This window comes from Pontixanthobacter luteolus (genome assembly GCF_009828095.1).
Classification (GTDB): domain Bacteria; phylum Pseudomonadota; class Alphaproteobacteria; order Sphingomonadales; family Sphingomonadaceae; genus Pontixanthobacter; species Pontixanthobacter luteolus.
In genome coordinates this window covers 1,231,126-1,254,297 of the sequence record NZ_WTYP01000001.1, presented here as the reverse complement: position 1 = coordinate 1,254,297, position 23,172 = coordinate 1,231,126, and the positions used below count along the sequence as shown (strand labels likewise).

General features: G+C 60.0%; 20 protein-coding genes, 1 tRNA gene and 1 other RNA gene. 17 read left to right on the top strand and 5 right to left on the bottom strand.

What is annotated here, in order from left to right; all coding sequences use genetic code 11:
• Positions 1–19: 19 nt before the first annotated feature.
• Both GRI43_RS06025 and GRI43_RS06020 read right to left on the bottom strand, forming a co-directional pair.
• Positions 20–1,846: an ABC-F family ATP-binding cassette domain-containing protein gene (locus GRI43_RS06025; RefSeq protein ID WP_160730123.1), complete on the bottom strand. Its 1,827-nt coding sequence runs from the start codon at positions 1,844–1,846 to the stop codon at positions 20–22.
• Between the two features lie 52 nt (positions 1,847–1,898).
• On the bottom strand, positions 1,899–3,485 hold the full coding sequence (locus tag GRI43_RS06020) for an amidohydrolase family protein (RefSeq protein WP_160730122.1): 1,587 nt from the start codon (positions 3,483–3,485) through the stop codon (positions 1,899–1,901).
• Positions 3,486–3,611: 126 nt separating this feature from the next.
• On the opposite strand from GRI43_RS06020, the gene GRI43_RS06015 reads away from it, so the two are divergent.
• From GRI43_RS06015 to GRI43_RS06000, 4 genes are all read left to right on the top strand, one after another.
• A complete protein-coding gene (locus GRI43_RS06015; protein ID WP_160730121.1) occupies positions 3,612–4,325 on the top strand; it encodes an SIMPL domain-containing protein in 714 nt (237 codons plus the stop codon).
• A gap of 91 nt (positions 4,326–4,416) precedes the next feature.
• Positions 4,417–4,722 (top strand): PepSY domain-containing protein, encoded by a 306-nt coding sequence (locus GRI43_RS06010; RefSeq protein WP_202391600.1) that lies wholly within the window; start codon positions 4,417–4,419, stop codon positions 4,720–4,722.
• A gap of 124 nt (positions 4,723–4,846) precedes the next feature.
• Complete coding sequence (locus tag GRI43_RS06005) at positions 4,847–5,527, top strand: response regulator transcription factor (protein WP_160730120.1); 681 nt, start codon at positions 4,847–4,849, stop codon at positions 5,525–5,527.
• A gap of 1 nt (position 5,528) precedes the next feature.
• Positions 5,529–6,938 (top strand): sensor histidine kinase, encoded by a 1,410-nt coding sequence (locus GRI43_RS06000; RefSeq protein ID WP_160730119.1) that lies wholly within the window; start codon positions 5,529–5,531, stop codon positions 6,936–6,938.
• A gap of 6 nt (positions 6,939–6,944) precedes the next feature.
• Here the strand turns inward: GRI43_RS06000 and GRI43_RS05995 are convergent, their stop codons facing one another.
• On the bottom strand, positions 6,945–7,253 hold the full coding sequence (locus GRI43_RS05995) for a chorismate mutase (RefSeq protein ID WP_160730118.1): 309 nt from the start codon (positions 7,251–7,253) through the stop codon (positions 6,945–6,947).
• An 89-nt stretch (positions 7,254–7,342) separates the two neighbouring features.
• Between GRI43_RS05995 and GRI43_RS05990 the strand changes: the two genes are divergently transcribed.
• The 11 genes from GRI43_RS05990 to GRI43_RS05940 all read left to right on the top strand — a co-directional run bounded on the left by GRI43_RS05990 (position 7,343) and on the right by GRI43_RS05940 (position 18,296).
• The gene (locus GRI43_RS05990; protein ID WP_160730117.1) at positions 7,343–8,353 is read left to right on the top strand and encodes a polyprenyl synthetase family protein; all 1,011 of its coding nucleotides are present in this window, start codon (positions 7,343–7,345) and stop codon (positions 8,351–8,353) included.
• Positions 8,350–10,782 carry an ATP-dependent helicase HrpB gene (hrpB, locus tag GRI43_RS05985; protein ID WP_160730116.1) on the top strand — a complete coding sequence of 811 codons (2,433 nt, stop codon included), beginning with the start codon at positions 8,350–8,352 and terminating at the stop codon, positions 10,780–10,782. The genes GRI43_RS05990 and hrpB overlap by 4 nt, the downstream gene beginning before the upstream one ends.
• Before the next feature lie 15 nt (positions 10,783–10,797).
• On the top strand, positions 10,798–11,076 hold the full coding sequence (locus GRI43_RS05980; protein ID WP_160730115.1) for an ETC complex I subunit: 279 nt from the start codon (positions 10,798–10,800) through the stop codon (positions 11,074–11,076).
• A 72-nt stretch (positions 11,077–11,148) separates the two neighbouring features.
• Positions 11,149–11,243: signal recognition particle sRNA small type (gene ffs, locus GRI43_RS05975), an RNA gene on the top strand.
• 61 nt (positions 11,244–11,304) lie between these two features.
• A complete protein-coding gene (locus tag GRI43_RS05970) occupies positions 11,305–13,116 on the top strand; it encodes a DNA polymerase III subunit gamma/tau (RefSeq protein ID WP_160730114.1) in 1,812 nt (603 codons plus the stop codon).
• An 18-nt stretch (positions 13,117–13,134) separates the two neighbouring features.
• Positions 13,135–13,476 (top strand): YbaB/EbfC family nucleoid-associated protein, encoded by a 342-nt coding sequence (locus GRI43_RS05965; protein ID WP_160730113.1) that lies wholly within the window; start codon positions 13,135–13,137, stop codon positions 13,474–13,476.
• Between the two features lie 49 nt (positions 13,477–13,525).
• Positions 13,526–14,320 (top strand): class II aldolase/adducin family protein, encoded by a 795-nt coding sequence (locus GRI43_RS05960; protein WP_235903617.1) that lies wholly within the window; start codon positions 13,526–13,528, stop codon positions 14,318–14,320.
• A gap of 100 nt (positions 14,321–14,420) precedes the next feature.
• Complete coding sequence (locus GRI43_RS05955) at positions 14,421–15,086, top strand: hypothetical protein (RefSeq protein WP_160730112.1); 666 nt, start codon at positions 14,421–14,423, stop codon at positions 15,084–15,086.
• A 299-nt stretch (positions 15,087–15,385) separates the two neighbouring features.
• On the top strand, positions 15,386–17,779 hold the full coding sequence (gene lon, locus GRI43_RS05950; protein WP_160730111.1) for an endopeptidase La: 2,394 nt from the start codon (positions 15,386–15,388) through the stop codon (positions 17,777–17,779).
• Positions 17,780–17,786: 7 nt separating this feature from the next.
• Complete coding sequence (locus tag GRI43_RS05945; protein ID WP_160730110.1) at positions 17,787–18,005, top strand: hypothetical protein; 219 nt, start codon at positions 17,787–17,789, stop codon at positions 18,003–18,005.
• An 18-nt stretch (positions 18,006–18,023) separates the two neighbouring features.
• Positions 18,024–18,296, top strand: a complete 273-nt coding sequence (locus tag GRI43_RS05940; RefSeq protein ID WP_160730109.1) for an HU family DNA-binding protein — start codon at positions 18,024–18,026, stop codon at positions 18,294–18,296.
• Between the two features lie 95 nt (positions 18,297–18,391).
• On the opposite strand, the gene GRI43_RS05935 is transcribed toward GRI43_RS05940, so the two are convergent.
• Positions 18,392–19,285, bottom strand: coding sequence for a hypothetical protein (locus GRI43_RS05935; RefSeq protein ID WP_160730108.1), 894 nt, complete (start codon positions 19,283–19,285; stop codon positions 18,392–18,394).
• Between the two features lie 34 nt (positions 19,286–19,319).
• Positions 19,320–20,108, bottom strand: coding sequence for a 23S rRNA (guanosine(2251)-2'-O)-methyltransferase RlmB (rlmB, locus tag GRI43_RS05930; protein ID WP_160730107.1), 789 nt, complete (start codon positions 20,106–20,108; stop codon positions 19,320–19,322).
• 153 nt (positions 20,109–20,261) lie between these two features.
• Here rlmB and GRI43_RS05925 point away from each other — a divergent pair.
• Together GRI43_RS05925 and GRI43_RS05920 are read left to right on the top strand one after the other, a co-directional pair.
• Positions 20,262–20,347 (top strand) — tRNA-Tyr (locus tag GRI43_RS05925).
• Positions 20,348–20,611: 264 nt separating this feature from the next.
• Positions 20,612–23,122, top strand: a complete 2,511-nt coding sequence (locus GRI43_RS05920; protein ID WP_235903616.1) for a TonB-dependent receptor — start codon at positions 20,612–20,614, stop codon at positions 23,120–23,122.
• The last annotated feature ends 50 nt before the right edge of the window (positions 23,123–23,172 follow it).

The window sequence follows — 23,172 nt, the reverse complement described above, 5'->3', positions numbered from 1 at the left end:
TAGTCAGGCCGTTTGGTTGTCATCCCTCGACCATTTCGGCAATTTCCAGCCAGCGTTCCTCGGCTGCATCCTTTTCCGCACGGGCGTTTTCAAGACCCTTGGTAATGTCCGCAAACTTTTGTGGATCGGATGTGTAAAGCGCTGGATCCGATAGGATTTCCTCGCCGCGCTGGATCGCAGCCTCCAGCTTCTCGATCCGTTCGGGGAGCAATTCGTAGTCGCGTTGATCCTTGTAGCTCAGCTTGGTGCTCTTGGACGCGGATTGGGGCGCAGGTGGCGGGGGCGGTGTACCGGATTCCTTGGCCGGTTTGCTCTTGGCGGCCTTGTTTCTTTCGGTGCGCTTCTTTTCCCAGTCTTCGTAGCCGCCCGCGACGATGTCGACAAAGCCGCTCCCGTCGAGGCCGAGCGTCAAGGTGACTGTCTTGTCCAGAAAATCGCGGTCATGGCTGACGATCAGGACGGTGCCTTCGTAGTCGGCAATCACTTCCTGCAGCAGGTCGAGCGTTTCCAGATCAAGGTCGTTGGTCGGCTCGTCGAGCACCAGCAGGTTCGATTTGCGGGCGAATTCGCGCGCCAGCAGCAGCCGCGAGCGTTCCCCGCCCGACATCGTGCCGACTTTCGTATCCACCAGGCCGGGATCGAACAGGAATTCCTTGAGGTAACCCTGCACGTGCTTGCGAATGCCGCGCACGTCGATCCAGTCGCCGCCTTCGGCCAGCACATCGCGCACCGTCTTGTCAGGGGTGAGCAAAGCGCGCTGCTGATCGATCATCACCCCGGTCAGCGATTTTGCGATAGTGACGCTGCCTTCATCCGGCTCCATTTCGCCGGTCAGCAGTTTGAGAAGGGTCGTCTTGCCTGCCCCGTTAGAGCCGACGATACCGATCCGGTCGCCCCGCTGGATGCGGAGCGAGAAATCACGGATGATCTTGCGCTCGTTTTCGCCGGTGCCGAAGCTTTTATAAACCTTGTCCGCCACGATGACGGACTTGGATTTGTTCTCCTCATCGACGGAAAGGCCCAGCTTGGCCGATCCAGTCGGATTGATCATCGCCGCGCGCTGGGCACGCATTTGCCACAGTTTTTCGAGACGACCCTGATTGCGCTTGCGCCGCGCGGTTACGCCGCGCTCCAGCCAATGCGCCTCCAGCTTGAGCTTCGCATCCAGCCTCTCGGCGGCGCGCGCTTCCTCGGCATAGACCTGTTCTTCCCACGCATCGTATCCGCCGAAGCCAACATCCTTGCGGCGCAGGATACCGCGGTCGAGCCAGATGGTCGCACGGGTCAGCCGTTTGAGGAAGGTCCGGTCGTGGCTGATAACCACAAACGCGCCTTTGTAACGGTCCAGCCAAGCCTCCAGCCAGTCGATCGCGGCGAGATCGAGATGGTTGGTCGGCTCGTCCATCAGCAACAGGTCCGGGTCCTGCGCCAGCGCGCGGGCGATTGCGGCCCGCCGTTTCTCACCGCCACTGGCACCCTTGGTCGGGGTGGCCATGTCGATACCGAGCTGGCCAGCAATCGCCTCGACCTCATGCTCGGCAGGTGGGTGCTCACCGTCGAGCGCGAAGTCCATGAGTGTTTCGTATGGCGTGTAATCCGGCTCCTGCTCCAGCACCACGATCCGGGTGCCGGGCTTCACCTTCCGATTACCGCGATCAGCCTCGATCTGGTCGTTAATCAGGCGGAAAAGCGTGGTCTTGCCTGCGCCGTTTCGGCCGATCAGGGCCAGCCGGTCTCGCGGGCCGATATGCAGGTCCAGCCCGTCGGATTCCGGACCGCCGAACAGCCAGCGGCCGCCCTGTTGCAGGCCGATGCCTTCCAGGCTGAGGATAGGTGGTTGCGCCATAGGTGGCGGCAGGTAGGCGCTCCTTACGCATGCGGCAAGCGGCAACCTGCGGCTATTGCTGCGAAATCGCCTCGCTGCTGTCAGCGGCTTTCTGAGCTTCGACCATGGTGGCAACATCGGCGAGGAGCTTGTGTGCGTCGTAGACAATGCCGTCCTTCACCGTCCACCGCACGCCGCCAATTGTTTCCAGCCGGTTGGTCGTGCGGTTGAGGCGGGTGTGTCCGGTGCCATAAAGCACTTTGAGGTTCGCCAGCGGGTTTTCCGGCACGATCACCAGATCGGCCAGTTTGCCGACCTTGATCGATCCGAATGGCGGCTGTGTCCCCTTCGATTTGTATATCTCTTGCGCGCCGTTGATCGTCGCGGCCTGAATTACCTCCAGCGGGGTCAGCCCAGCCTCGCGCAGCATTTCCAGTTCAGCGATGTAGGCGAAACCCCATGTCTGATAGATGTAACCGGGATCGGACCCGGCCGTCACACGCCCGCCGCGGTTCTTGAAATCGCGGGTCAGATCGAACCATTTGCGGTAGAAATTACGCCACGCGGTCTCGTCTTCGCTGGTCCAGTCGTGATAATAACTGCCGTGATTGGTCAGGCTGGGGGAATAGAAATCCATCAGCGAAGGCAGCGTGTATTTGGCGTGCCATTCCAGATTGCGAGCGCGCATCACGTCGCGGCTGGCGGAATAGATGTTGAAGGTCGGGCTCAGCGTGACATCATTGTCGATCAGATGGTCGATATACTCGTCCCACTTTTCACTGCCCGGTTCGACTGCCTGATCGGCGAGCCGCGCAACCCACGCAAAACGCGCCTGTTCATCAAGGTAGTTGTAATCTGCCGGGTATTGCGGGGCCGAGCTGTCACCCAGCAGGCTCTCGAAATGGCCGTAATAATGGGTCACTCCGTCAAGGCCCAGTTCGGTCGCCTTTCGCGCGTTGACCTGAGCAACCCCGCGCTGCCCCAGATGCGCGACGGAGCCGAGACCCTGCTTCTGCGCTTCGTCCAGTATCGCCTCAAGAACCGCCGGGTCTTCGCTGTTGAAAAACTTGATCCCGTCATACTCGCGAGCGGCGATCCAGCGCGTCCATTCGCGGCCCTTTGCCGGGCTGTCGGCCGCGCCGCTGGCCCAAACATCGCCGGGAACGGCATATGCGAAAAGGCGGGGGGCGACGATCGTGTTGGCGGCGCTGCGGCGTTTCTGGTCGAGCGAGGGATCCTGCTGTCCGCCGCCGAATCCGACACCGCGGACCGAGGTAACGCCATGCGCAAGCCACAGTTTGAAACCGTAGGACGGCTGCGGAGCTTTTGTCGGGTCGCCATTATGGCCGTGCACATCGACGAAGCCCGGCAAGACATACATTCCGCCGGCGTCAACAATCTGATCGGCGCCGGCGTAAACGCTTTGCGGTGATCCGCCGCGATTGATCGACGCGATGGTGTTGCCGCGAACCACGATGTCCACCGGACCCTCTGGCGGGGCGCCGGTTCCGTCGATCATGGTGGCGCCCTTGATAATCAGCGTCTGGAACGGTCCGGCACCTTCGCTGGACTGCCGTTCGGGTACCGGTTCCATCCGCAATTGGGCAGAGGCGCTGGCCGCGAGCAAGCCGGCTGCAAAAATCATGAGATGTCGGAACATTGTCAGGTAGCCCCCATTGATTGTGCACAAGGCCTAGACGTTGGCAGGCACGCTGTGAAGCGGTTGCGGTTCAGCGCCGGGCAAGCGTCCGCCATCCAGGAAGGCGCCAACAAAGGAGTTTTCTTTATGATCCGCAAAGCCATCCCGCTCGCCGCCATTGCTGCTGTATCCGCGCCGCTCTCCGCTGCAGAAATTCAGATCCAGTCCTCTGGTCCGGTCGTCGAATTGACGATTTCTGAATCGGTCAGGCAGGCGCCCGACATTGCGACAATCGGGGCAGGGGTTTCGAGCGAGGCGGCAACCGCCGTGCAGGCAATGCGGTCCAATGCCGATGCGATGTCGGGCGTAATCGCGAAGATCAAGGCGCTTGGTATCGATGAAGATGATATCCAGACAACCGGCATCAACCTCAACGCGCGATATGATTATGATCGGACCAACCAGAAGCAGGTGTTTCGCGGGTATGTTGCATCCAACCAGGTGCGCGTGACGCTGCGCGATATCGATACGACGGGCCGGGTACTCGATGCTCTTGTTGCAGCGGGGGCGACCGACATTAACGGGCCAAGTTTCTCAATCGATGATGATACCGCCGCGAAGGCGCAGGCCCGCAAGGCTGCCATGGAAACCGCCCGCGATCAGGCGATGGAATATGCCGGGTGGGCCGGGTATTCCGATATCCGCTTGCTGGAGGTCAGCGAGGCGATCCAGTATAACGCGCCGCAGCCGATGATGCGTACGATGGAAGCGGTGCAGGAATCGGCGGCATCCACGCCGGTCCAGCCGGGCATGGTCAGTTCGGGTGTCACCGTCACCGTTAAATACGAGATGGTGCAATAAACTCGGGCGGGCGGTACCGGCTTCGCTGAACACACGGCAACGTTCACATTCAGACCTTGTTCAATGGAACACGGCTAGGCACATAGGCACGATGAAAAAGATCCTGACCCCGATCCTTGCAGCTTCCCTGATTGCGTCCGGCATGGGCTTTACGCCTTTGGCGGCGCAATCGCGTTCCGATCAGGGGGAAGCGCGCAAGGAGATGAGGGCGGGCAACGTTTTGTCGCTGAGAGAGATCGAGCGGCGTGTGCTGCCGACGATGCGCGGCGCAGAATATCTCGGTCCGGCATACGATTCCACGGCCATGGCATACCGCCTGAAGTTCATTCGCAACGGCAAGGTGATGTTCGTCGACGTCGATGCCCGCACCGGCCGCGTCCTTAGCCGCACTCGCTGAGCGAAGGGCGAAAGGTCCACAATTGATAGCCGGAACGAAACCGCTGACGTGTTGACGCGTTTGCGACAAAAGACCACTTAGCTATCGAACCCGGTGACGGGCATTATCAGGGGAAAGAGGCAGCATGCGCATTCTGATTGTCGAGGATGAACCAACACTCGGCCAGCAGCTTAAATCAACGCTGGAACAGAACGGCTATGCGGTCGATCTTTCGACCGATGGTGAAGACGGACATTTTCTCGGTAGTACAGAGGATTACGATGCCGTAATTCTCGACCTTGGCCTGCCGGAGATCGACGGGCTTACTGTTCTCGGTATGTGGCGCAAGGAAGGCCGGGGCTTCCCCGTGCTGGTCCTTACTGCGCGCGACAGTTGGTCTGACAAGGTCGCCGGGCTCGATGCCGGTGCCGATGATTACCTGGCAAAACCGTTCCAGACAGAAGAACTGATCGCGCGCTTGCGGGCGCTGATCCGCCGTGCTTCAGGCAACACCTCATCGGAATTGACCGCTGGCCAAATTCGCCTCGACACCCGGTCGGGCCGGGTAACTCGCGGCGGTGAACCGGTGAAATTGACGGCTCAGGAATACAAACTCCTCAGCTATCTCATGCACCACAAGGGTAAGGTGGTTAGCCGCACGGAATTGATCGAACACATTTACGATCAGGATTTCGACCGCGATTCCAATACGATCGAAGTGTTCGTCACCCGTATCCGGAAAAAGCTGGGCGCGGAAGTGATCACCACCATTCGCGGGCTTGGCTATAGCCTGGATGATCCTGACGAAGCACCGCGAGCTTCCTAAAATGAACGCGCCCGAGGCCGATCTGGTCGCCGAAGGGCGCGTTCCCGCATCCAGCGACGAAGCGGAAAAGGCCGCGCACACCGGCAGCCTGGCTCGGCGCATGATGGTGATCGCAGCCGGCTGGATCCTCGTGCTTTTGCTGGCGGGCGGATTTGCGCTCGACCGCGCGCTTACCGATCTTGTTGAGGATAATTTCGACGAACAGCTGGAATATATGCTGACTGCAATGGTCGCCTCCGGCGAGATCGGCCCGGACGGCGAAGTGCTGTTTTACCGCGCGCTGGGCGATCAGCGCTTCCTCGAACCCAATAGCGGCCTGTACTGGCAAATCAGCGGAGATGGGCACGAACCGTGGCCTTCGCGCAGTCTGTGGGACCGGACGCTGGACCTGCGCGCCGACCACATCGACAACGATGTGCATTTCTATGACAGCGATCAATTCGGTGCAGAGCCGCTCCGTGTTGTCGAGCGTACGGTCATCCTGCCCGACAGCGACACCCGGTGGACGTTCGCCGTTGCATCTGCGCGCGGTGAACTGGACAATCAACTTGCCCGCATCCGTTCGATCCTGATCTGGTCGTTTGCGGTACTTGGCCTGGGCCTGTTCATCATGGCCGCCTTGCAAAGCTATTACGGGCTGCGTCCGCTGCGCCGGATACGCATGGCGATCCAGCGGATCAGAACAACCGGCACCAACCGCGTGACCGACCCGCTACCCCTGGAGGTTCAGCCGCTCGTTGAAGAACTGAACATGCTGCTCGACCATTCCGAAAAACAGGCCGACGAGGCGCGGATGCATGCCGGCAATCTCGCCCATGCGCTGAAGACGCCGCTGACAGTTCTGATCAACGCGGCGACAGCGAAGGACCCCGACCTGTCAAAGCTGGTCCACCGCGAAACGCGGACTATGCAGCGTCAGGTCGAACACCACCTTGCCCGCGCGAGGGCGATTGGCCGCCGCGCTGCCGGCCTCAGCCGCGCGGCTGTATGGCCCAGCGCGGAATCGGTGCTCCGCGCCGTTACCAGACTGTATGAAAACACCCGGTTCGACCTTGCGGGTAACAAGGTTGAGGTCGCGATCGAGCGACAGGATCTGGACGAAATACTGGGTAATTTGATCGAAAACGCAGCCAAATATGGCGGCGGCAGCGTGTTCGTGACGGTGGATGCAGAACCCGATGCGAAGGATTGCGTGATCTGGGTTGAAGATGACGGGATGGGGATACCCGAGCAGGAACGCACCCGAATATTCGACCGAGGCGCGCGTCTGGACACCGGAAAACCGGGCACCGGGCTGGGTCTGGCCATCGTTCGCGACGTGGCGGAGATTTACGGCGGTACGGTTGAACTTGGCGAGAGCGAAGATCTGGGCGGTCTGCTGGTCAAGCTGACCCTGCCGCGCGCGATTTAGGCCTGTCTAGCGTTCTTCGCGCGCCTGTTCATGGTGGCGGATCACCTCGTCGATGATGAAACGCAGGAATTTCTCCGAAAATTCGGGGTCCAGATGCGCCTCTTCGGCAAGGTTACGCAGCCGGGCGATCTGGCGCGCTTCGCGCTGCGGGTCTGCCGGGGGCAGGGTAACCCGCGCCTTATATTCACCAACCGCCTGTGTGATACGGAACCGTTCTGCCAGCATATGGATCAGCGCGGCATCGATATTGTCGATGCTGCGGCGGAAGGCTGCAAGCTGCGGATCGGGTTCGGGCGTGTCGGTCAGGTTGCTCATTGCGCAACTGCCTATCACGCAATTTGCAACGATTCTACGCCCGTTCGTACTTGCCATAACTTCGCCGCGCCGCCATGTGACTTCGCACTATGACCGCTGAAGTCGTTCCGATCCCGCGCAAAAAGCCCACGCTCGATCCGATGCTGGCACTCACAGCAAACGGCATGAACGCGGTGAATTCCGTGATTCTCGACCGGATGCAGAGTGAGATCCCATTGATCCCGGCCCTGGCTGGCCACCTGATTTCAGGCGGCGGCAAGCGGCTGCGCCCGATGCTGACGCTCGCCGGGGCTGAACTGGTGGGATACACGGGCGACCGGCACTACAAGCTCGCAGCGGCGGTGGAATTCATCCACACCGCGACCCTGCTGCACGACGATGTGGTGGACGGCAGCGACCTTCGCCGGGGCAAGGCGGCGGCCAACATCATTTACGGCAACCCGGCGACAGTGCTGGTCGGCGACTTCCTGTTCAGCCGCTCGTTCGAATTGATGACCGAAGACGGCAGCCTGAAAGTGCTCAAAATCCTGTCCGGTGCCAGCGCGATCATTGCCGAGGGCGAAGTCGATCAGTTGACCGCCCAGCGCCAGATCGAAACCAGCGAAGAACGCTATCTCGGGATTATTGGTGCAAAAACGGCGGCCCTGTTTGCCGCAGCCAGCCGCATCGCAGCAGTCGTCGGGGAATGTGACGATGCGCAGGAACGCGCGCTGGATGATTACGGACGCAATCTTGGCGTCGCGTTCCAGCTGGTCGATGATGCGATCGATTACGATTCCGATGCAGCCGAAATGGGTAAGGATCAGGGCGACGATTTCCGTGAAGGGAAAATGACGTTGCCAGTCATCCTCGCCTATTCACGCGGCACCGAAAGCGAGCGCAAGTTCTGGAAGAATGCGATTTCCGGCATCAAGGCAGACGATGCCGCGTTGCAGGAAGCGATTTCGCTGATCGACAAATACAACGCAGTGGAAGACACACGCGAACGCGCCCGCCATTTTGCCAGCCGTGCGGTGGATGCGATATCCATCTTCCCCGATAGCAAGGCGCGCGCAGCGATGGCAGAAGCCGCGCATTTCGCGGTCGCCCGGGGATATTGAGCGAACAACTGCCAATCCATTCGGTATTGCCGGAACTCCTTGGCGCGCTGGGGAGTGACGGCACCGCTGTCCTGATTGCCCCGCCGGGTGCGGGTAAGACCACTGCCGTTGCGCCCGCGCTGCTCGATCAGGATTGGTGCACCGGGCAGGTAATCCTGCTTAGTCCGCGCCGCGTTGCCGCCCGCGCTGCTGCCGAAAGAATGGCGGAACTGCTGGGCGAAAAGGCAGGTGAAACGGTTGGCTATCTGACCCGCCTCGACAGCAAGCAGTCACCGCGCACACGCATATTGGTGATGACGGAAGCGATTTTCGTGAACCGCATCGTCGAGGATGCCGAACTTGCCGGGGTCAGTGCGGTGTTGTTCGACGAAGCACACGAACGCCACCTCGACAGCGATCTGGGGCTGGCACTCGCGCTGGAAAGCCGCGCCGTGCTGCGCGATGATCTGCGCATCTGCGTTATGTCCGCCACGATTGACGGCGCACGGTTCGCCCGCCTGCTGGGCGATGATGCGCCGGTTATCGAAAGCCAGGGCAAAGCTTATCCGCTTGCGATCGAATGGCTCGGCTCGCGCGCGGAACTGCGCATCGAAGATGCGGTGACAGCGGCGGTGATGACCGCCTGGAAGGCAGAGGAGGGCGATGTGCTCGTGTTCCTTCCCGGAGTGCGCGAGATCGAGCGGGTTCGCGAACGGCTGGCGGAAAAACTGCCCGGAACACCGATCCTGCCGCTGCACGGGCAAGTCGACCCGGCCAGCCAAAGGGCCGCAATCAAGCGCGACCGTGATGGCCGCCGCCGGATAGTTCTGGCCACCGCGATTGCGGAAACATCGCTGACGCTCGACGGTGTATCCGTGGTTGTAGACAGCGGCCTGTCGCGGCGCGCGGAATTCGACCGGGCGGCGGGAACCTCGCATCTGATTACCGTGCGTGCGAGCCAAGCGGCTGCGGACCAGCGCGCTGGCCGTGCAGCGCGTCAGGGGCCGGGCACTGCCTACAGGATGTGGCTGGAAGGCGGCCATGCGGGCCGGCCACAGTTCGATCCGCCGGAAATCGAAACTGCTGACCTTGCTCCGTTGCTGCTGTCGCTGGCCCGTTGGGGCACTGCTGATCCATTATCGCTGCCGTGGCTCGATACTCCGCCAGCCGCGTCGATCGCGTCTGGCCGTGACCGGCTGCAAAAGCTGGGTGCGCTGGACGAACGCGGCGCGATTACTGACTGGGGCGCAAAGATTGCCGCCCTGCCAATGTCGCCGGCACAAGGTGCGGCGGTCTTGTTCGGGGCGCGATTCGGGTGCGCTGAAGATGCGGCGAAAATCGCGCTTCTGCTGCAGGAACGCGGATTAGGCGGGCGCAGCGAAGACCTGTTGCAGCGTCTTTCGCGCTGGAATGCCGACAGATCGGGCCGGGCAGAGGCGTCTCGCAAGCTCGCACATCGCTGGGCGAAAACGGCAAAGGGGCTTGTCAGTGCCGACGGCGCCGAAGCGCCAAGCCCGTCCGCCGCGCTGGCATTTGCGTTGCGCGACAATATCGCCAAACGGCGCGGCGCGTCGGGCGAAAACTGGATCTCAGCCGGTGGGCGCGGCTATTTCCTCGACCCTGCTTCGCCTCTGTCGCGGGAGGAATGGCTGGTTGTCGGCGATGCGCAGGGTCAGGCAAAAGGCGCGCGGATCACCGCTGCTGCGCCCTTGCTGCCCGAAGAAGTCGATCAGTATCTCGCTGACATGATCGAGCAGCGATCTACGCTCGCGTGGAATGAACAGGCCGGCAGGGTGGAGGCGCGCCTTGAACGTGCGCTGGGTGCGATCACCATGGCAAGTGGGCCGGATCCTGCCCCGGACATGGACGCGGTCCTGACATTGCTGCTGGAGAAAGCGCGCGAAAACCTTGGCGATTTAGTCCCGCCAGAACTTCTCGCCAGAGCGCGCTTCGCCGGCGTCGATGATCTGTCACTCCAGCGGCTTTCCGACAATGCCGAATTGTGGCTGGCCCCGCTGCTGACCGGCAAGCGCAATCTCGATGTGGCGAAGGGGCAGATTACCGAGGCTATCCTTGGCCAGCTGGATTGGAATGCGCGCCAGTCGCTCGATAAAGTCGCCCCGCGGCAGTTTACCAGCCCCGCTGGATCAAGCCACCCGATCGACTATTCGGGCGAGGGGGCACCGTCGGTCGAACTGCGTGTGCAGGCCCTGTTCGGGCTGGATAGCCACCCGATGATCGGCAAAACGCCGCTTCAGCTCAGCTTGACCAGCCCGGCGGGGCGTCCGATCCAGACGACCCGCGACCTTCCCGGATTCTGGCGCGGAAGCTGGCAAGATGTGGCGAAGGACATGAAGGGCCGCTATCCTAGGCACCGCTGGCCCGACCAGCCGTGGACAGAAAAGCCGAGCCTGAAAACCAAGAACGCCTTTTCACGCAGCGAAAGCTGATTTAAGGGGGCGGCCATGGCTGCACGTATTTACCAGATTCCGAAGAGCGCGATGCAATCGGGCAAGGCGAAAATTGACACCTGGGTGCTCGAATTCGAGCAGTCCGAGGCGCGCACTGCCGATCCCCTGATGGGCTGGACCGGCAGCGGCGACACGCAGGCGCAGGTGCAGCTCAAGTTCGAGAGCAAGGAAGCGGCCAAGGCGTATGCCGAGAAGCACGGCATCGCCGCGCGGGTTCATGCCACTCCGCCCAAATCGCTCAAGCTTCAGGCATATGCGGATAATTTCCGCTAAGCTGCTCGGATAAATCGGTTCCGGCGGCGCGACGCCACTGGACAAACCCCTGCAACATCACCATATGGCCGCCCGGGAGTCGGGTGGACGTTTGCGTTCGCTCACCGGGTCAGGTCCGGAAGGAAGCAGCCCAGGCGTGTTGCGACGGGTCGCTCGGCTCCTTTTTCACACACAATTACTGCATGCAGGAACATGACAAGCGCGGCTGCTGCGCCTACCAAGTCATGCATGGGTGATTCACCGGACAACACAGATTCTCCGCCTTGGGATACGGGCGAACAGGATAACACGCCGTCTGCCGCAGAGCTTGAGGCGGCGGGACAGAATTCGATGTTTGGCGATGCGCCCGCTGAACCGGAAAAACCGGCTGAGCCCGCACCGCAAGCGGTAGAGCCGAAACCAGCTCCGGCCCCGGCTGCTGCTCCCGCACAGGCCAACCAGCCTTACCGGGTTCTCGCGCGCAAATACCGTCCGCAGACATTCAGTGAACTGATCGGGCAGGAACCGATGGTTCGTACGCTGGCTAACGCGATTGAGCGGGACCGGCTGGCGCACGCATTCCTGATGACCGGTGTTCGCGGGGTCGGCAAAACCTCCACCGCGCGCCTGATTGCGAAAGGTCTCAATTGCATCGGGCCGGACGGGCAGGGCGGGCCAACGATCGACCCGTGCGGCGTGTGCGAACCCTGTACGGCCATTGCCGAGGGCCGCCATATCGACGTTATCGAAATGGACGCCGCATCCCATACCGGCGTGGATGACGTGCGCGAGATTATCGAGGCAGTGCGTTATGCAGCGGTTTCGGCGCGCTACAAGATTTACATCATCGACGAAGTTCACATGCTTTCGCGCAATGCTTTCAATGCCTTGCTCAAGACACTTGAAGAACCGCCTGCGCATGTGAAGTTCCTGTTCGCCACAACCGAGGTCGATAAGCTGCCGGTAACGGTGCTCAGCCGGACGCAGCGTTTCGACCTGCGGCGAATTCCCTCGGAAATGCTGCAGGAGCATTTCGGCAAGATTTGCGGCCTGGAAAATGTCGAGGCTGAGGACGAGGCGCTGCACATGATTGCCGCCGCAGCAGAAGGGTCTGTGCGCGACGGCCTGTCGATCCTGGATCAGGCAATCGCCCATGCCGACCTTGGCGGCGAGGGCAAGGTTACTGCCGAACGGGTGCGCGACATGCTGGGCCTGTCCGACAAAACTGCGCAGCGCCGTATGCTGGGCCTGCTTCTGGCTGGCGACGGCAAAGGGCTGCTTGCGGCGATGGCGGATCAGTATGCGCTGGGTGTCGAACCGCTGGCTCTGCTGCGCGGTTTGATGGATCTGGTCCACCGGATCACGGTGGCGCAGGTTGGCGGCGGCGAACCCGATGCGCCGACCAGCGAAGAACGCGCTGCACTCAAGGACTGGGCGGGCAAATTGTCTCCCGGCCAGTTGCACCGCCTGTGGCAATTGCTGCTGAAAGGGCACGAGGAAGTGCGCCAGGCGCCCGATCCGCTGATTTCTGCGCAGATGGCGCTGCTGCGCGCGTTGCACGCCGCCGATCTGCCCGATCCGGGCAAGCTGGCGAAAAAGCTGGAGCATCTGGCGACCACCGGGATCGCAGCCGCGCCGGCAGGCGGCGAGGGCGGGGCACCTGCCGCGCCTGCCGCCAGTGCGAACTGGAAAGAACTGGTTGAGCAGGTTGAACAGAACGGCAATCATCTCGCGTCGAGCATCATGCGTTTGCAGGTCCGGGTTGTCTCGCTGGAAAGTCAGACACTTCGCTTTTCGCGCCCCGAACAGTTCAAGGATGATATCAGCGCGCAACTGCGCGACGCATTGATGGGCGCAACGGGCGACCGCTGGACCGTCGAGGAATGCGATGAGGGCGGTGAAATGTCGCTCGTCGAACAGGACGAAGCGGCTCAGCGATCTGCGCTTGAACAATTGAAGAAACATCCCCTTGTAGAAGCCACGATGGCTGTCTTCCCCGATGCGGAGATGGTCGAAGAAGACAATTCCGCGCCGCAGAGCCGCAAGGCCTGGGGCCGCTAACCGTTTGAGGAACACCCGATGAAATCGATGGAAGAAATGATTCAGGCCGCGCAAAAAGCCGCCGAAACGATCCAGACGCAAATGAACGATGTGCAGGCCAAGCTCGATGCGATCGAGGTTCAGGGCGAGGCAGGCGGCGGTCTTGTGAAAGTCCGCGCCAGCGCCAAGGGCCGCATTCTGGGCGTGACCATCGATGAAAGCCTGATGAAGCCCGAAGAGAAGCAGATGGTCGAAGACCTGGTCGCGGCGGCGTTTAACGATGCACGCGGCAAGGCCGACCGGGTTTCGGAAGAGGAAATGAAGAGAATTCAGGGCGGTATGGGCCTTCCCCCAGGCTTCAATCTTCCCGGTATGGGATAAGCTATTTCCGTGCTATCAGTGGCGGAAAGAGACTGAAGGAGAGAGCGCAATGGCAACCGTAATGAACGACAATGGCACCGGGTCCGACGCAGATGTACGCGGCCAGGTTTCGGAAGAAGAATGGGCCGTTCGCGTCGATCTTGCCGCTGCCTACCGTCTTGTTGCGCTCTACGGTTGGGACGATCTGATTTTCACGCATCTGTCCGCGCGCGTACCGGGGCCGGAGCATCATTTCCTGATCAATCCCTACGACATGATGTTCGAGGAAATCACTGCGTCATCGCTGGTGAAAATTGACGTTGAAGGCCAGCCGGTTATCCCGACCTCGCACCCGGTAAATCCGGCCGGTTTCACCATTCATTCCGCGCTGCACATGAATTGTGAAGACGCGCACTCGGTCATGCATCTGCACACACCGGCCGGTCAGGCTGTCAGCGCGATGGCCGACGGGCTGATGCCGCACACGCAAACCGGCATGATTGCGCGCCACGACATCGCCTATCACGAGTATGAAGGCATCGCGACCGACCTTGAGGAGCGCGAGCGCCTGGTTGAGGATATGGGCGACAAGCACGCCATGATCCTGCGCAATCACGGCACGCTGGCGATCGGACGGACGGTGGGCGAGTGTTTCCTGCGGCTCTATTTCATCGAGCGCGCCTGCGATGCGCAGGTGAAAATGCTGTCTGCGGGCCGTGAAAACCTCAACAATCCGCCGCAGGGCACACCGGAAAAAGTGCAAACGCAAACGTCGCCTGCCGGTATCGGCATGGTCGCCAACGGGCTGGCATGGCCGGCATTGCTGCGCAAGCTGGACCGGATCGACCCGAGTTTCCGCGACTAGCGGAGACCGGGGGCGGGGGTTTTTGGATGGGAAGCGGGCGATGACTGACAAGTCGGCAACGTCGTTGACAGAACATTGCTACTGATCAAAAGTGTCCTTCATGGACGCTGTTATTTCTTCCGCTATTCTCTCTGCCATTCTCATTGCAATTCCAGAGCCTTCTTCGGTTCCGACCGAAGAACTCGGAGAATTAATACTCGAAGAGCGGGCTTCCCAGCCAATTGTTAGCCAGGAGCTTCGGCATTCCCAAATCTTCCGGCCTCTCACCGCGCTCGTCCTTAACGAGCAGGCGGTACGCCAAGGAGCTTCATGCCGCCGCACACAATGGCTGGTCAGGCTAACACCGACTGGAAATACAAACGAGACGAAGGTTTGGTGGGTCGACAGGAAGAAGGGAGTGCGTAGCCAAAGCCAGATCGCCTTGACGGACCCCTCAGGTGAATGCACCACCGAAGGCTACATACAAATATCGGATCAGGCGCGCGCTGATTCTGAGCGAGTGGCTTGGGGGCTTGATCGTTATCACGCCTTCTTGAACGGTGAGGAAACCACTCCTTACCGTTGCGTTGCTGAGGAGGAGCTGTTCCTTGACGCGTGTTCAGATCTTGAGGCCCTACGCTCAAGGCTTAGCGAAAAAACACCGGTTTATATCAATTCTTATAGCCAACATGTTCGGATCAAGATCGACAGTATGAGCGATGTCGAGATCGACTTTGCGTCTCCCCATCATTTGACCGTAAAATTGCATCGCCCAGCGATTTTCTAGCGGCATTCGCAAAACTTCTTAGCGCTCCGTCGCTTTCGCGCGACAACGCGACATACCTGATTTCCTACAAACGCCGCCGCCGCTAACATAGCCTCAGCGCCAAATGGCTCAACTTGGTCACCCGGCACCCGGCCTTTTAACTTAGCCCGTCTGGCACTGATCTTTTCCCGTTCAGAACCGTGTTCCATGTGTTCCAAGCTGTAGGATTTGCCGGGGGCGGGAGGTGATTTGGCGAGAATTGCCATGGCTGGCCCAACATCACCGTTGCAGCCGCGCGCAGGGGTTCCCATATGCTTTGCATGACACAGACATTTCCCCTTCTCCCCCTGCGCGACATCGTCGTGTTTCCTGGCATGGTTGTCCCGCTTTTCGTTGGACGCGACAAATCTGTTGCCGCGCTCGAAGTGGCGATGGAAGGCAACAAGGACATTTTCCTGCTCGCCCAGCTGGACCCGGGCTGTGATGATCCGCAGACCGATGATCTTTACGATATCGGCGTGGTGGCGCAGGTGCTGCAATTGCTGAAACTGCCCGATGGCACCGTTCGCGTACTGGTCGAAGGGACGGGCCGCGCGAAACTGGCGGAGCTGCGCGCCGAGGGCGAGCATATCCAGGCCGAAGTCGAATTGCTGGAACCGGAAACTGCGGCGGGCACCGAAGTCACCGCGATGATGCGGTCTGTGACCGAACAGTTCGGCGAATATGCCAAGCTGAACAAGAAGCTTGGCGAAGATGCCAGCGACGATCTGGGCGATATCGACGATGCCGGTGCGCTGGCCGATGCGATTGCCGCGGCGATCAATACCAAGGTTGCCGATAAGCAGGCGCTGCTGACCGAAGCCGATCCGCTGAAGCGTCTGGAAATGGTCATGTCCTTCATGGAAGGCGAACTGTCGGTGCTGCAGGTGGAGCGCAAGATCCGCGGGCGTGTGAAACGCCAGATGGAAAAGACCCAGCGCGAATATTACCTCAACGAACAGATGAAGGCGATCCAGAGCGAGCTGGGCGGCGACGGTGAAGATGGCGATGAAATTGCCGAGCTCACTGAAAAGATCGAAAAGCTCAAACTGTCGAAGGAAGCCAAGGCCAAGGCGCAGTCGGAACTGAAGAAGCTCAAAGGCATGCAGCCGATGAGCGCGGAGGCGACTGTCATCCGCAATTATCTCGACGTGCTGCTCGGGCTGCCATGGGGCAAGAAGAGCAAGATCAAGAAAGACATTTCGAAGGCTCAGGAAGTCCTCGATGCGGATCACTATGCGCTGGAGAAGGTCAAGGACCGGATCATCGAATATCTCGCGGTGCAGGCGCGCACGAACAAGCTGAAGGGGCCGATCCTGTGCCTCGTCGGCCCTCCCGGTGTGGGTAAGACCTCGCTCGGCAAGAGCATCGCCAAGGCGACGGGCCGCGAATTCGTGCGCCAGTCGCTGGGCGGCGTGCGCGACGAAGCGGAAATCCGCGGTCACCGCCGGACCTATATCGGTTCGCTGCCGGGCAAGATCGTGACCAATTTGAAAAAGGCCGGGACCAGTAACCCGTTGTTCCTGCTGGATGAGATCGACAAGCTGGGTCAGGATTTCCGCGGCGATCCTGCATCGGCCTTGCTCGAGGTTCTCGACCCCGAACAGAACAGCAAGTTCCAGGATCACTATCTGGAGCTGGATATCGACCTGTCGGACATCATGTTCGTGACCACCGCGAACAGTCTGAACCTGCCGCAGCCGCTGCTCGACCGGATGGAGATCATCCGGCTCGAAGGTTACACCGAAGACGAAAAGGTCGAGATCGCCCAGCGTCACCTGATCGCCAAGCAGATCGAACAGCACGGCCTGACGGAAGGCGAATTCGAGCTGACCGAAGACGGTCTGCGCGATCTGATCCGCTATTACACGCGTGAAGCCGGTGTGCGTACGCTGGAGCGTGAAATTGCCCGCCTGGCGCGCAAGACACTGCGCAAGATCCTCGAAAAAGAGGTCACCGGTGTGGTCATCACGCCGGAAAACCTCGGCGAATTCGCAGGGGTGCGCAAGTTCAAGCACGGCATGTCGGATGACGAGGCGCAAGTCGGCGCGGTGACCGGGCTTGCCTGGACCGAAGTCGGCGGAGAGCTGCTGACCATCGAAAGCGTTACGACACCTGGCAAGGGTGAGATCAAGACCACCGGCAAGCTGGGCGAAGTGATGAATGAAAGCGTCGCCGCTGCCTTCAGCTTTGTGAAGGCGAGGGCGCCCGCTTACGGGATCAAGCCGAGTATCTTCCAGCGCAAGAACATCCACATCCACCTTCCCGAAGGTGCGGTTCCGAAAGACGGGCCGAGTGCAGGTGTCGGTATGGTTACATCCATCGTCTCGACGCTCAGCGGGGTGGCTGTCCGGCCCGATGTCGCGATGACCGGCGAGGTTACTCTGCGCGGCCGTGTGCTCGCGATCGGGGGGCTGAAGGAAAAACTGCTCGCTGCCTTGCGCGGCGGCATCAAGACCGTCCTGATCCCGGAAGACAATGTGAAGGATCTTGCCGAGATTCCGGACAATGTGAAAACCGGGCTGGAGATTATTCCGGTGGCGCATGTCGATCAGGTGCTCGAAGTGGCGCTGACGTCGATGCCGGCGGCAATCGAATGGACAGAAGCAGACGATCTCGCGAGCCAGCCTGGCGGAGCGGGAGCAGGCGGAGCGCCTTCGCCGACCGCGCATTAGGTCATCCATGGCAATGCTGCATTGCAGCGACTCGGAAAAAAGCGGGGCGCCGACTTTCAGTGCGGCGCCCGCTTTATTTGCCCGGGCCGTTTCGATTCATCGCAAAATCTTTGATTATGCTTGGTTTGGGCCGTTTTTGACCGGATTTGCCTTTGACAGGTGCTGCAAAAATCCCTTCAATCTCGCGCTTCGCGGCGGCGATTCCGATGTCCCGCTAAAAGCATAATCCAGTGGGGGTTCAAGAATGAACAAAAACGATCTGATCAGCGCAGTAGCCGACGCCAGCGGCCTTTCCAAAAGCGACGCGGCAAGTGCGGTTGAAGGGGTTTTCGATTCGATCGTCACAGCACTTTCCAAGGGCGACGAAGTCCGTCTTGTCGGCTTCGGCACTTTTGCAGTTGCAAAGCGCAAGGCTTCAATGGGCCGCAATCCGCGGACCGGCGAACCCATGCCGATCAAGGCTTCCAACCAGCCGAAATTCAAGGCCGGCAAAGGCCTCAAGGATGCTGTGAACTAATACTGCGATAAACGATACGAACAGGGCCCCGTCAGCGTATTGCTGGCGGGGCCCTGTTTATTTGTACCTAGTACATGGGGGCTGGGTGGCCGCCCTTATTGGGCCAGATGGATCAAAGCTGTCGGTGCAGCCGCTGTCTTGAGCGACACGTTCCATGTCAGTGTCTGGGCAGAGACGCCGCCTACCGGGCCTTCATCGGTGTTGTTCGCCAGAATACTCCCATTGGTGATAATCCGGAATGTCCCGTCCATCATCGGAACCCCCGGCATTGCGCCGCCGCTTTCTTCGGCGTTAGCGCCCTCTGACATCGCAGCCGCCATTCCGCCTGCCATGCCGCCCATCATAAGGCCGCTCATCGGATTGTTACCTTCCGATGCTGTGAAGCCCGGCGCGTTGACGCGGACCTTGCCTTCATCGCGCAGGATGACCTGGACGAAGGGGGAGGGCACAGGCACGCCTTCCAAAATTGGAAATGTCAGGTCGTGGGTCAGGCGCCCGCTGACTGCGTAGCGCACGTTGAACAGCCCATCGCCAGCATATTCGACCGATTCCCACCCGCGTTGCCGTGCCAGCTTCTGGGCCAGCTCGTTACCGGCCTCGGGATCAGTAGGATCGATGCCGCCCATCATCTGGGCCATCTGCTTGGCTTCTTGCTCTCTCTTCAGGCGCCGCTCTTCAGCCCCTGCCTGCCATTCGGCTTCCTGCTCGGCTATCTCGGCGGCGGTGCACTCGCGGTCTTCATACGTATCCTCGTCGAAGCAGCCATCTGCCTCGTAAGTCTCTTCGCTATTGCTGCCCATCATTGCGAGCTGGCTCAGCCCAAGAAAGAATATCTCGCCCTCATAGGAGAAGCTGAAGCTTTCATCCCGGTTCAGCGTCAGGGTGGAATCGAACTGGCCGGGCGTGACAAAACACCCTGTCAGCATCATCGAGAGTGCGAGCAGCAGGCTCACGGCGCCGTTGCGTTTACGTGGCGTGGACTGAGACATGTAAAATTCCCCCTGATCATGTGCTGGATGACCTTTAGCGCGTGGCTATAGCATAAAGTGCAATCGCCGCCGCATTCGAGACATTGAGGCTTTCGATTGCGCTACTGATCGGCAGCTTGGCCAGTGCATCGCAGTGCGCCGCGATGTTCTGCCGCATTCCGTCGCCTTCGGCACCCATCACGAGCGCGACCGGCCCGGCGGGCAGCGCCTCGGCCAAAGTGGCTTCCGCTTCACCGGCCATACCGATTCGCCAATAACCAGCCTCTGCTATTTCATCGAGCGCGCGGGCCAGGTTCACGACCCGGACCCACGGAACAGTCTCCAGAGCGCCGGATGCGGTCTTTGCGACAACCCCCGATTCTGGTGGAGCGTGGCGATCCTGGGTGACAATGGCAGAAGCGCCAAATGCGGCAGCCGAACGAAGGATCGCGCCGACATTGTGCGGGTCGGTCACCTGGTCGAGCACCACGATCGGGCGGCTTGCGTCGCCACTCAGCACTTCATCCAGGTGAATATCATCGAGCGGGGCGCATTCCAGCACCAGTCCCTGATGCGGGGTGTCGCGCGTTACCAATCGGCCCAAATCGGATGCGTCAGCGTATTCGACAGGAAAATCTTCCGGCAGTTCACCATCGAGCGATGCGACACCCTCTCGTGTCGCCCACAGCTTGTTGTGGCTGCGCTGCGGGTTCATCAAGGCCGCTTCGACAGCATGGCGGCCCCAAAGCCGAACCTGACCCGTGCTTGCGCGCCCGCTGCCGCGACCACCTTGCATCCGGCCGGCTCGGCCCCTCAATGCGCGTTTGCGGTCACCCTTGGCCATGAATACTCCTGAAAATGTGCGTTCTTGGCGCCCCATGCCAGTAGCCCCATTGACAGGCAAGCGGACGTTCGCCATTGGGGCGCCTCTCGGCAGGTGACCTCGCGTTTTCGTGATTACCAGCAAAGCGGGATTTCCCGCTTCAGGCAAGCCAGTGGACAGGTGGCCGAGTGGTTAAAGGCAGCAGACTGTAAATCTGCCCGCGCAAGCGTACGCTGGTTCGAATCCAGCCCTGTCCACCACTTGCCCCACTCTTCAAAATTGTCGTTCAACGGCCACGCGAAATTTGATTTTGCGGGCTCTGAACTCCTGCGCCGTGTGCATACGAATGCGCCGAGTGGTGCAAATTGGACACTAAGTGTAAAAGTTGCGTGTTAAAACCGACACATTGCGTTGTGTAACGTTAGGACCGTGTGCATTAGTCGAAAATAACAGGACCGGCCCGTTTTAGAGGTGCGGCCTGACGATTAAGTGCCGGGATCGGCATGTGATATAAAGGGAAGAGGATGAAGAAAGCTCTGTTGAGTTCAACTGCGTTTGCGTTTGCCATGGGTTTCACCGGCACCGCTTATGCTCAGGATAGCGAAGCCGAAGAGGCGCAGGCGAATACGGACGATATCATTATCGTTACCGCGACCCGCCGCGCAGAAGACGTCCAGGATATTCCAATCGCCGTTACCGCCGTCAGCCCGGTTCAGCTTGAACGCCAGGGTGTCGTGAACGTGCAGGAAATCACCAGCGTTTCGCCAAGCTTTTCAACCTCAAGCGCGCAGCTTGCGTCCGGTTCGGTCGTTCTGCGTATTCGCGGTGTTGGTACAACATCGAACAATATCGGTTTCGAAAGTGCGGTCGGTATTTTCGTTGACGGTGCATACCAGTCGCGCCCCGGCGTTGCTCTTTCCGAGTTTGTCGATGTGGAACGTGTCGAGGTTCTGCGCGGTCCGCAGGGAACACTTTTCGGACGTAACACTTCCGCCGGCGCTCTCAACATTACCAATGTTCGCCCCGATCTCTCCGAATTCGGCGGCTTCGCGAACGCAACTTACGGCAATCGCGACCTGATGAGCATTCAGGGCGCTGTGAACCTTCCGGTCGTGCAGGACACTGTCGCTGTACGCCTGACAGGCGCTTACCGCGAGCGTGACGGATATATCACGGTCGTTGATCGCAACGGCACTGAAATCGGCGAATCGAACGGTTCCGATCAGTATCTGGTTCGTGGACAGGTGGGCTGGGAAACCGAAAGCGGCATTCGCGGCCGGATCATCGGCGACTATTCCAAGAGCGACGCCGGTGTCGGCGCTGCAGTGGAAGTGCTGCAATCACCTGTCGAAACGGCAGGTTTGTTCGCGGCGGTGGGCCTTGGCGCTCGTGGCGGTATGGCTGGGCCAATCGTGGCGACGAACGGTTTCGATCAGCAAACGGCCGAAGCGGCGACTGACAATCTGATTGCAACCGCGAATTTCGCACCAATCACAGAAGTCGAGCAGTTCGGTGTCACCGGCGAGATCGAGATCCCACTCGGCGATTCTGCGGACATTATCTATATCGGTTCGTACCGTGAGTTCGACGCATTCGAATCATACGATTCCGACTTCTCGGGTCTCGATGTGTTCAATGTCGATGGCAACGTGACCAGCATCAACACCATGACGCACGAACTGCGCGTTCAGGGTGATGCATTCGATGGCCGTATCAGTTGGCTGATCGGTGCGTATTATTCTGAGGAAGACATTTCGCAGGCCGTCAGCTTCTCGCTCGGGGAAGATTATGGCGAACTGATCGGTGCACTGTTCTTTGCACCAACCGGCGGTGCCTTGGGCGCTAATCCGCTCACGCTGCTTTCGGGCGGTGTCGATCCGGCGGGTACCACCAACACCAACCTCTACGCTCAGAACAGCAAGAGCTGGTCGGTGTTCACCCACAACACGTTTGAAATTACTGACAGTTTTGATCTGACAGTCGGTCTGCGGTATTCGGATGAAAGCAAGGATGGTTCCTTCGCGCAGGGTAACAACACCAATGCGATCTGCCCGGCAATTCTCGCATCGATCGCAGCGGGCGGGGTACCTGCGCCGCTGATCAACAACGTGTTCGGAACGGGCTGTTTCGCATTCACTGCACCGGCCGATCTGCCGCAGGCTGCGGCGTTCCCACTGCCGCGGACCTTCAATTCCAAGTTCAGCGACGAAGAACTGATCTATACGGTCAAGCTGGGCTACGAATTCGAGGCTCCGGTTAATGTCTACGCCAGCTTCACGCACGGTTATAAGTCGGGCGGTTTCAACCTCGATTCGACCGCTGCATCAGGCGGCGCAGACCCTCGCTTCGCCTCGGAAGAAGTCGATGCGTATGAAATCGGCATGAAGGCGCGTTTGATCGATAACGCGGTAACCCTGAACGTTGCGGCGTTCCGTGAGGAATTCACGAACTTCCAGGTTCTCGAATTCACCGGCGCGCAGTTCCAGACTTTCAACGTCCCCAAGGCGAATACCCAGGGGCTTGAAATCGAAACGGTTATCCGCCCGAGCGACAATCTGACGGTGAATGCCGGTGTCACATACACTGATGCCAATTACCCGAGCGATTGTGCGGGTACGCAGACCGCGGTCAACGTGGTCAACCTGTGCGGAATTTCTCTCACCAACGCGCCAGACATCGTTGGTATTATGGGCGCAACCTACGAACGTGATCTTGGCAATTACCTCGATTTCTTCATGACCGGTCAGATCCGCTTTGAAGATGATCGCCGGACTTCCACTCAGAAGTTCGATCCCGCGATCACCACGTCGCAGGTTCTGGTCCCGTTTGACGTTCAGGACAGCAACACCAAGATCAATCTGCGGGCCGGCATTGGTGCTCAGGATGATAGCTGGGCGCTGGAAGTGTTCGGAACCAACATCACCAACCAAGTCACTCGCGGGGTTACCTTCAACACCGTGCTACGTTCGGGTTCGCGCTCTGCGTTCCCGCAGGAACCACGCAGCTACGGCGTGACACTGCGCACCAAGTTCTAAGAACTGCTGCAAACATCGAACGGGCCGTCTGCGAGTGGCAGGCGGCCCGT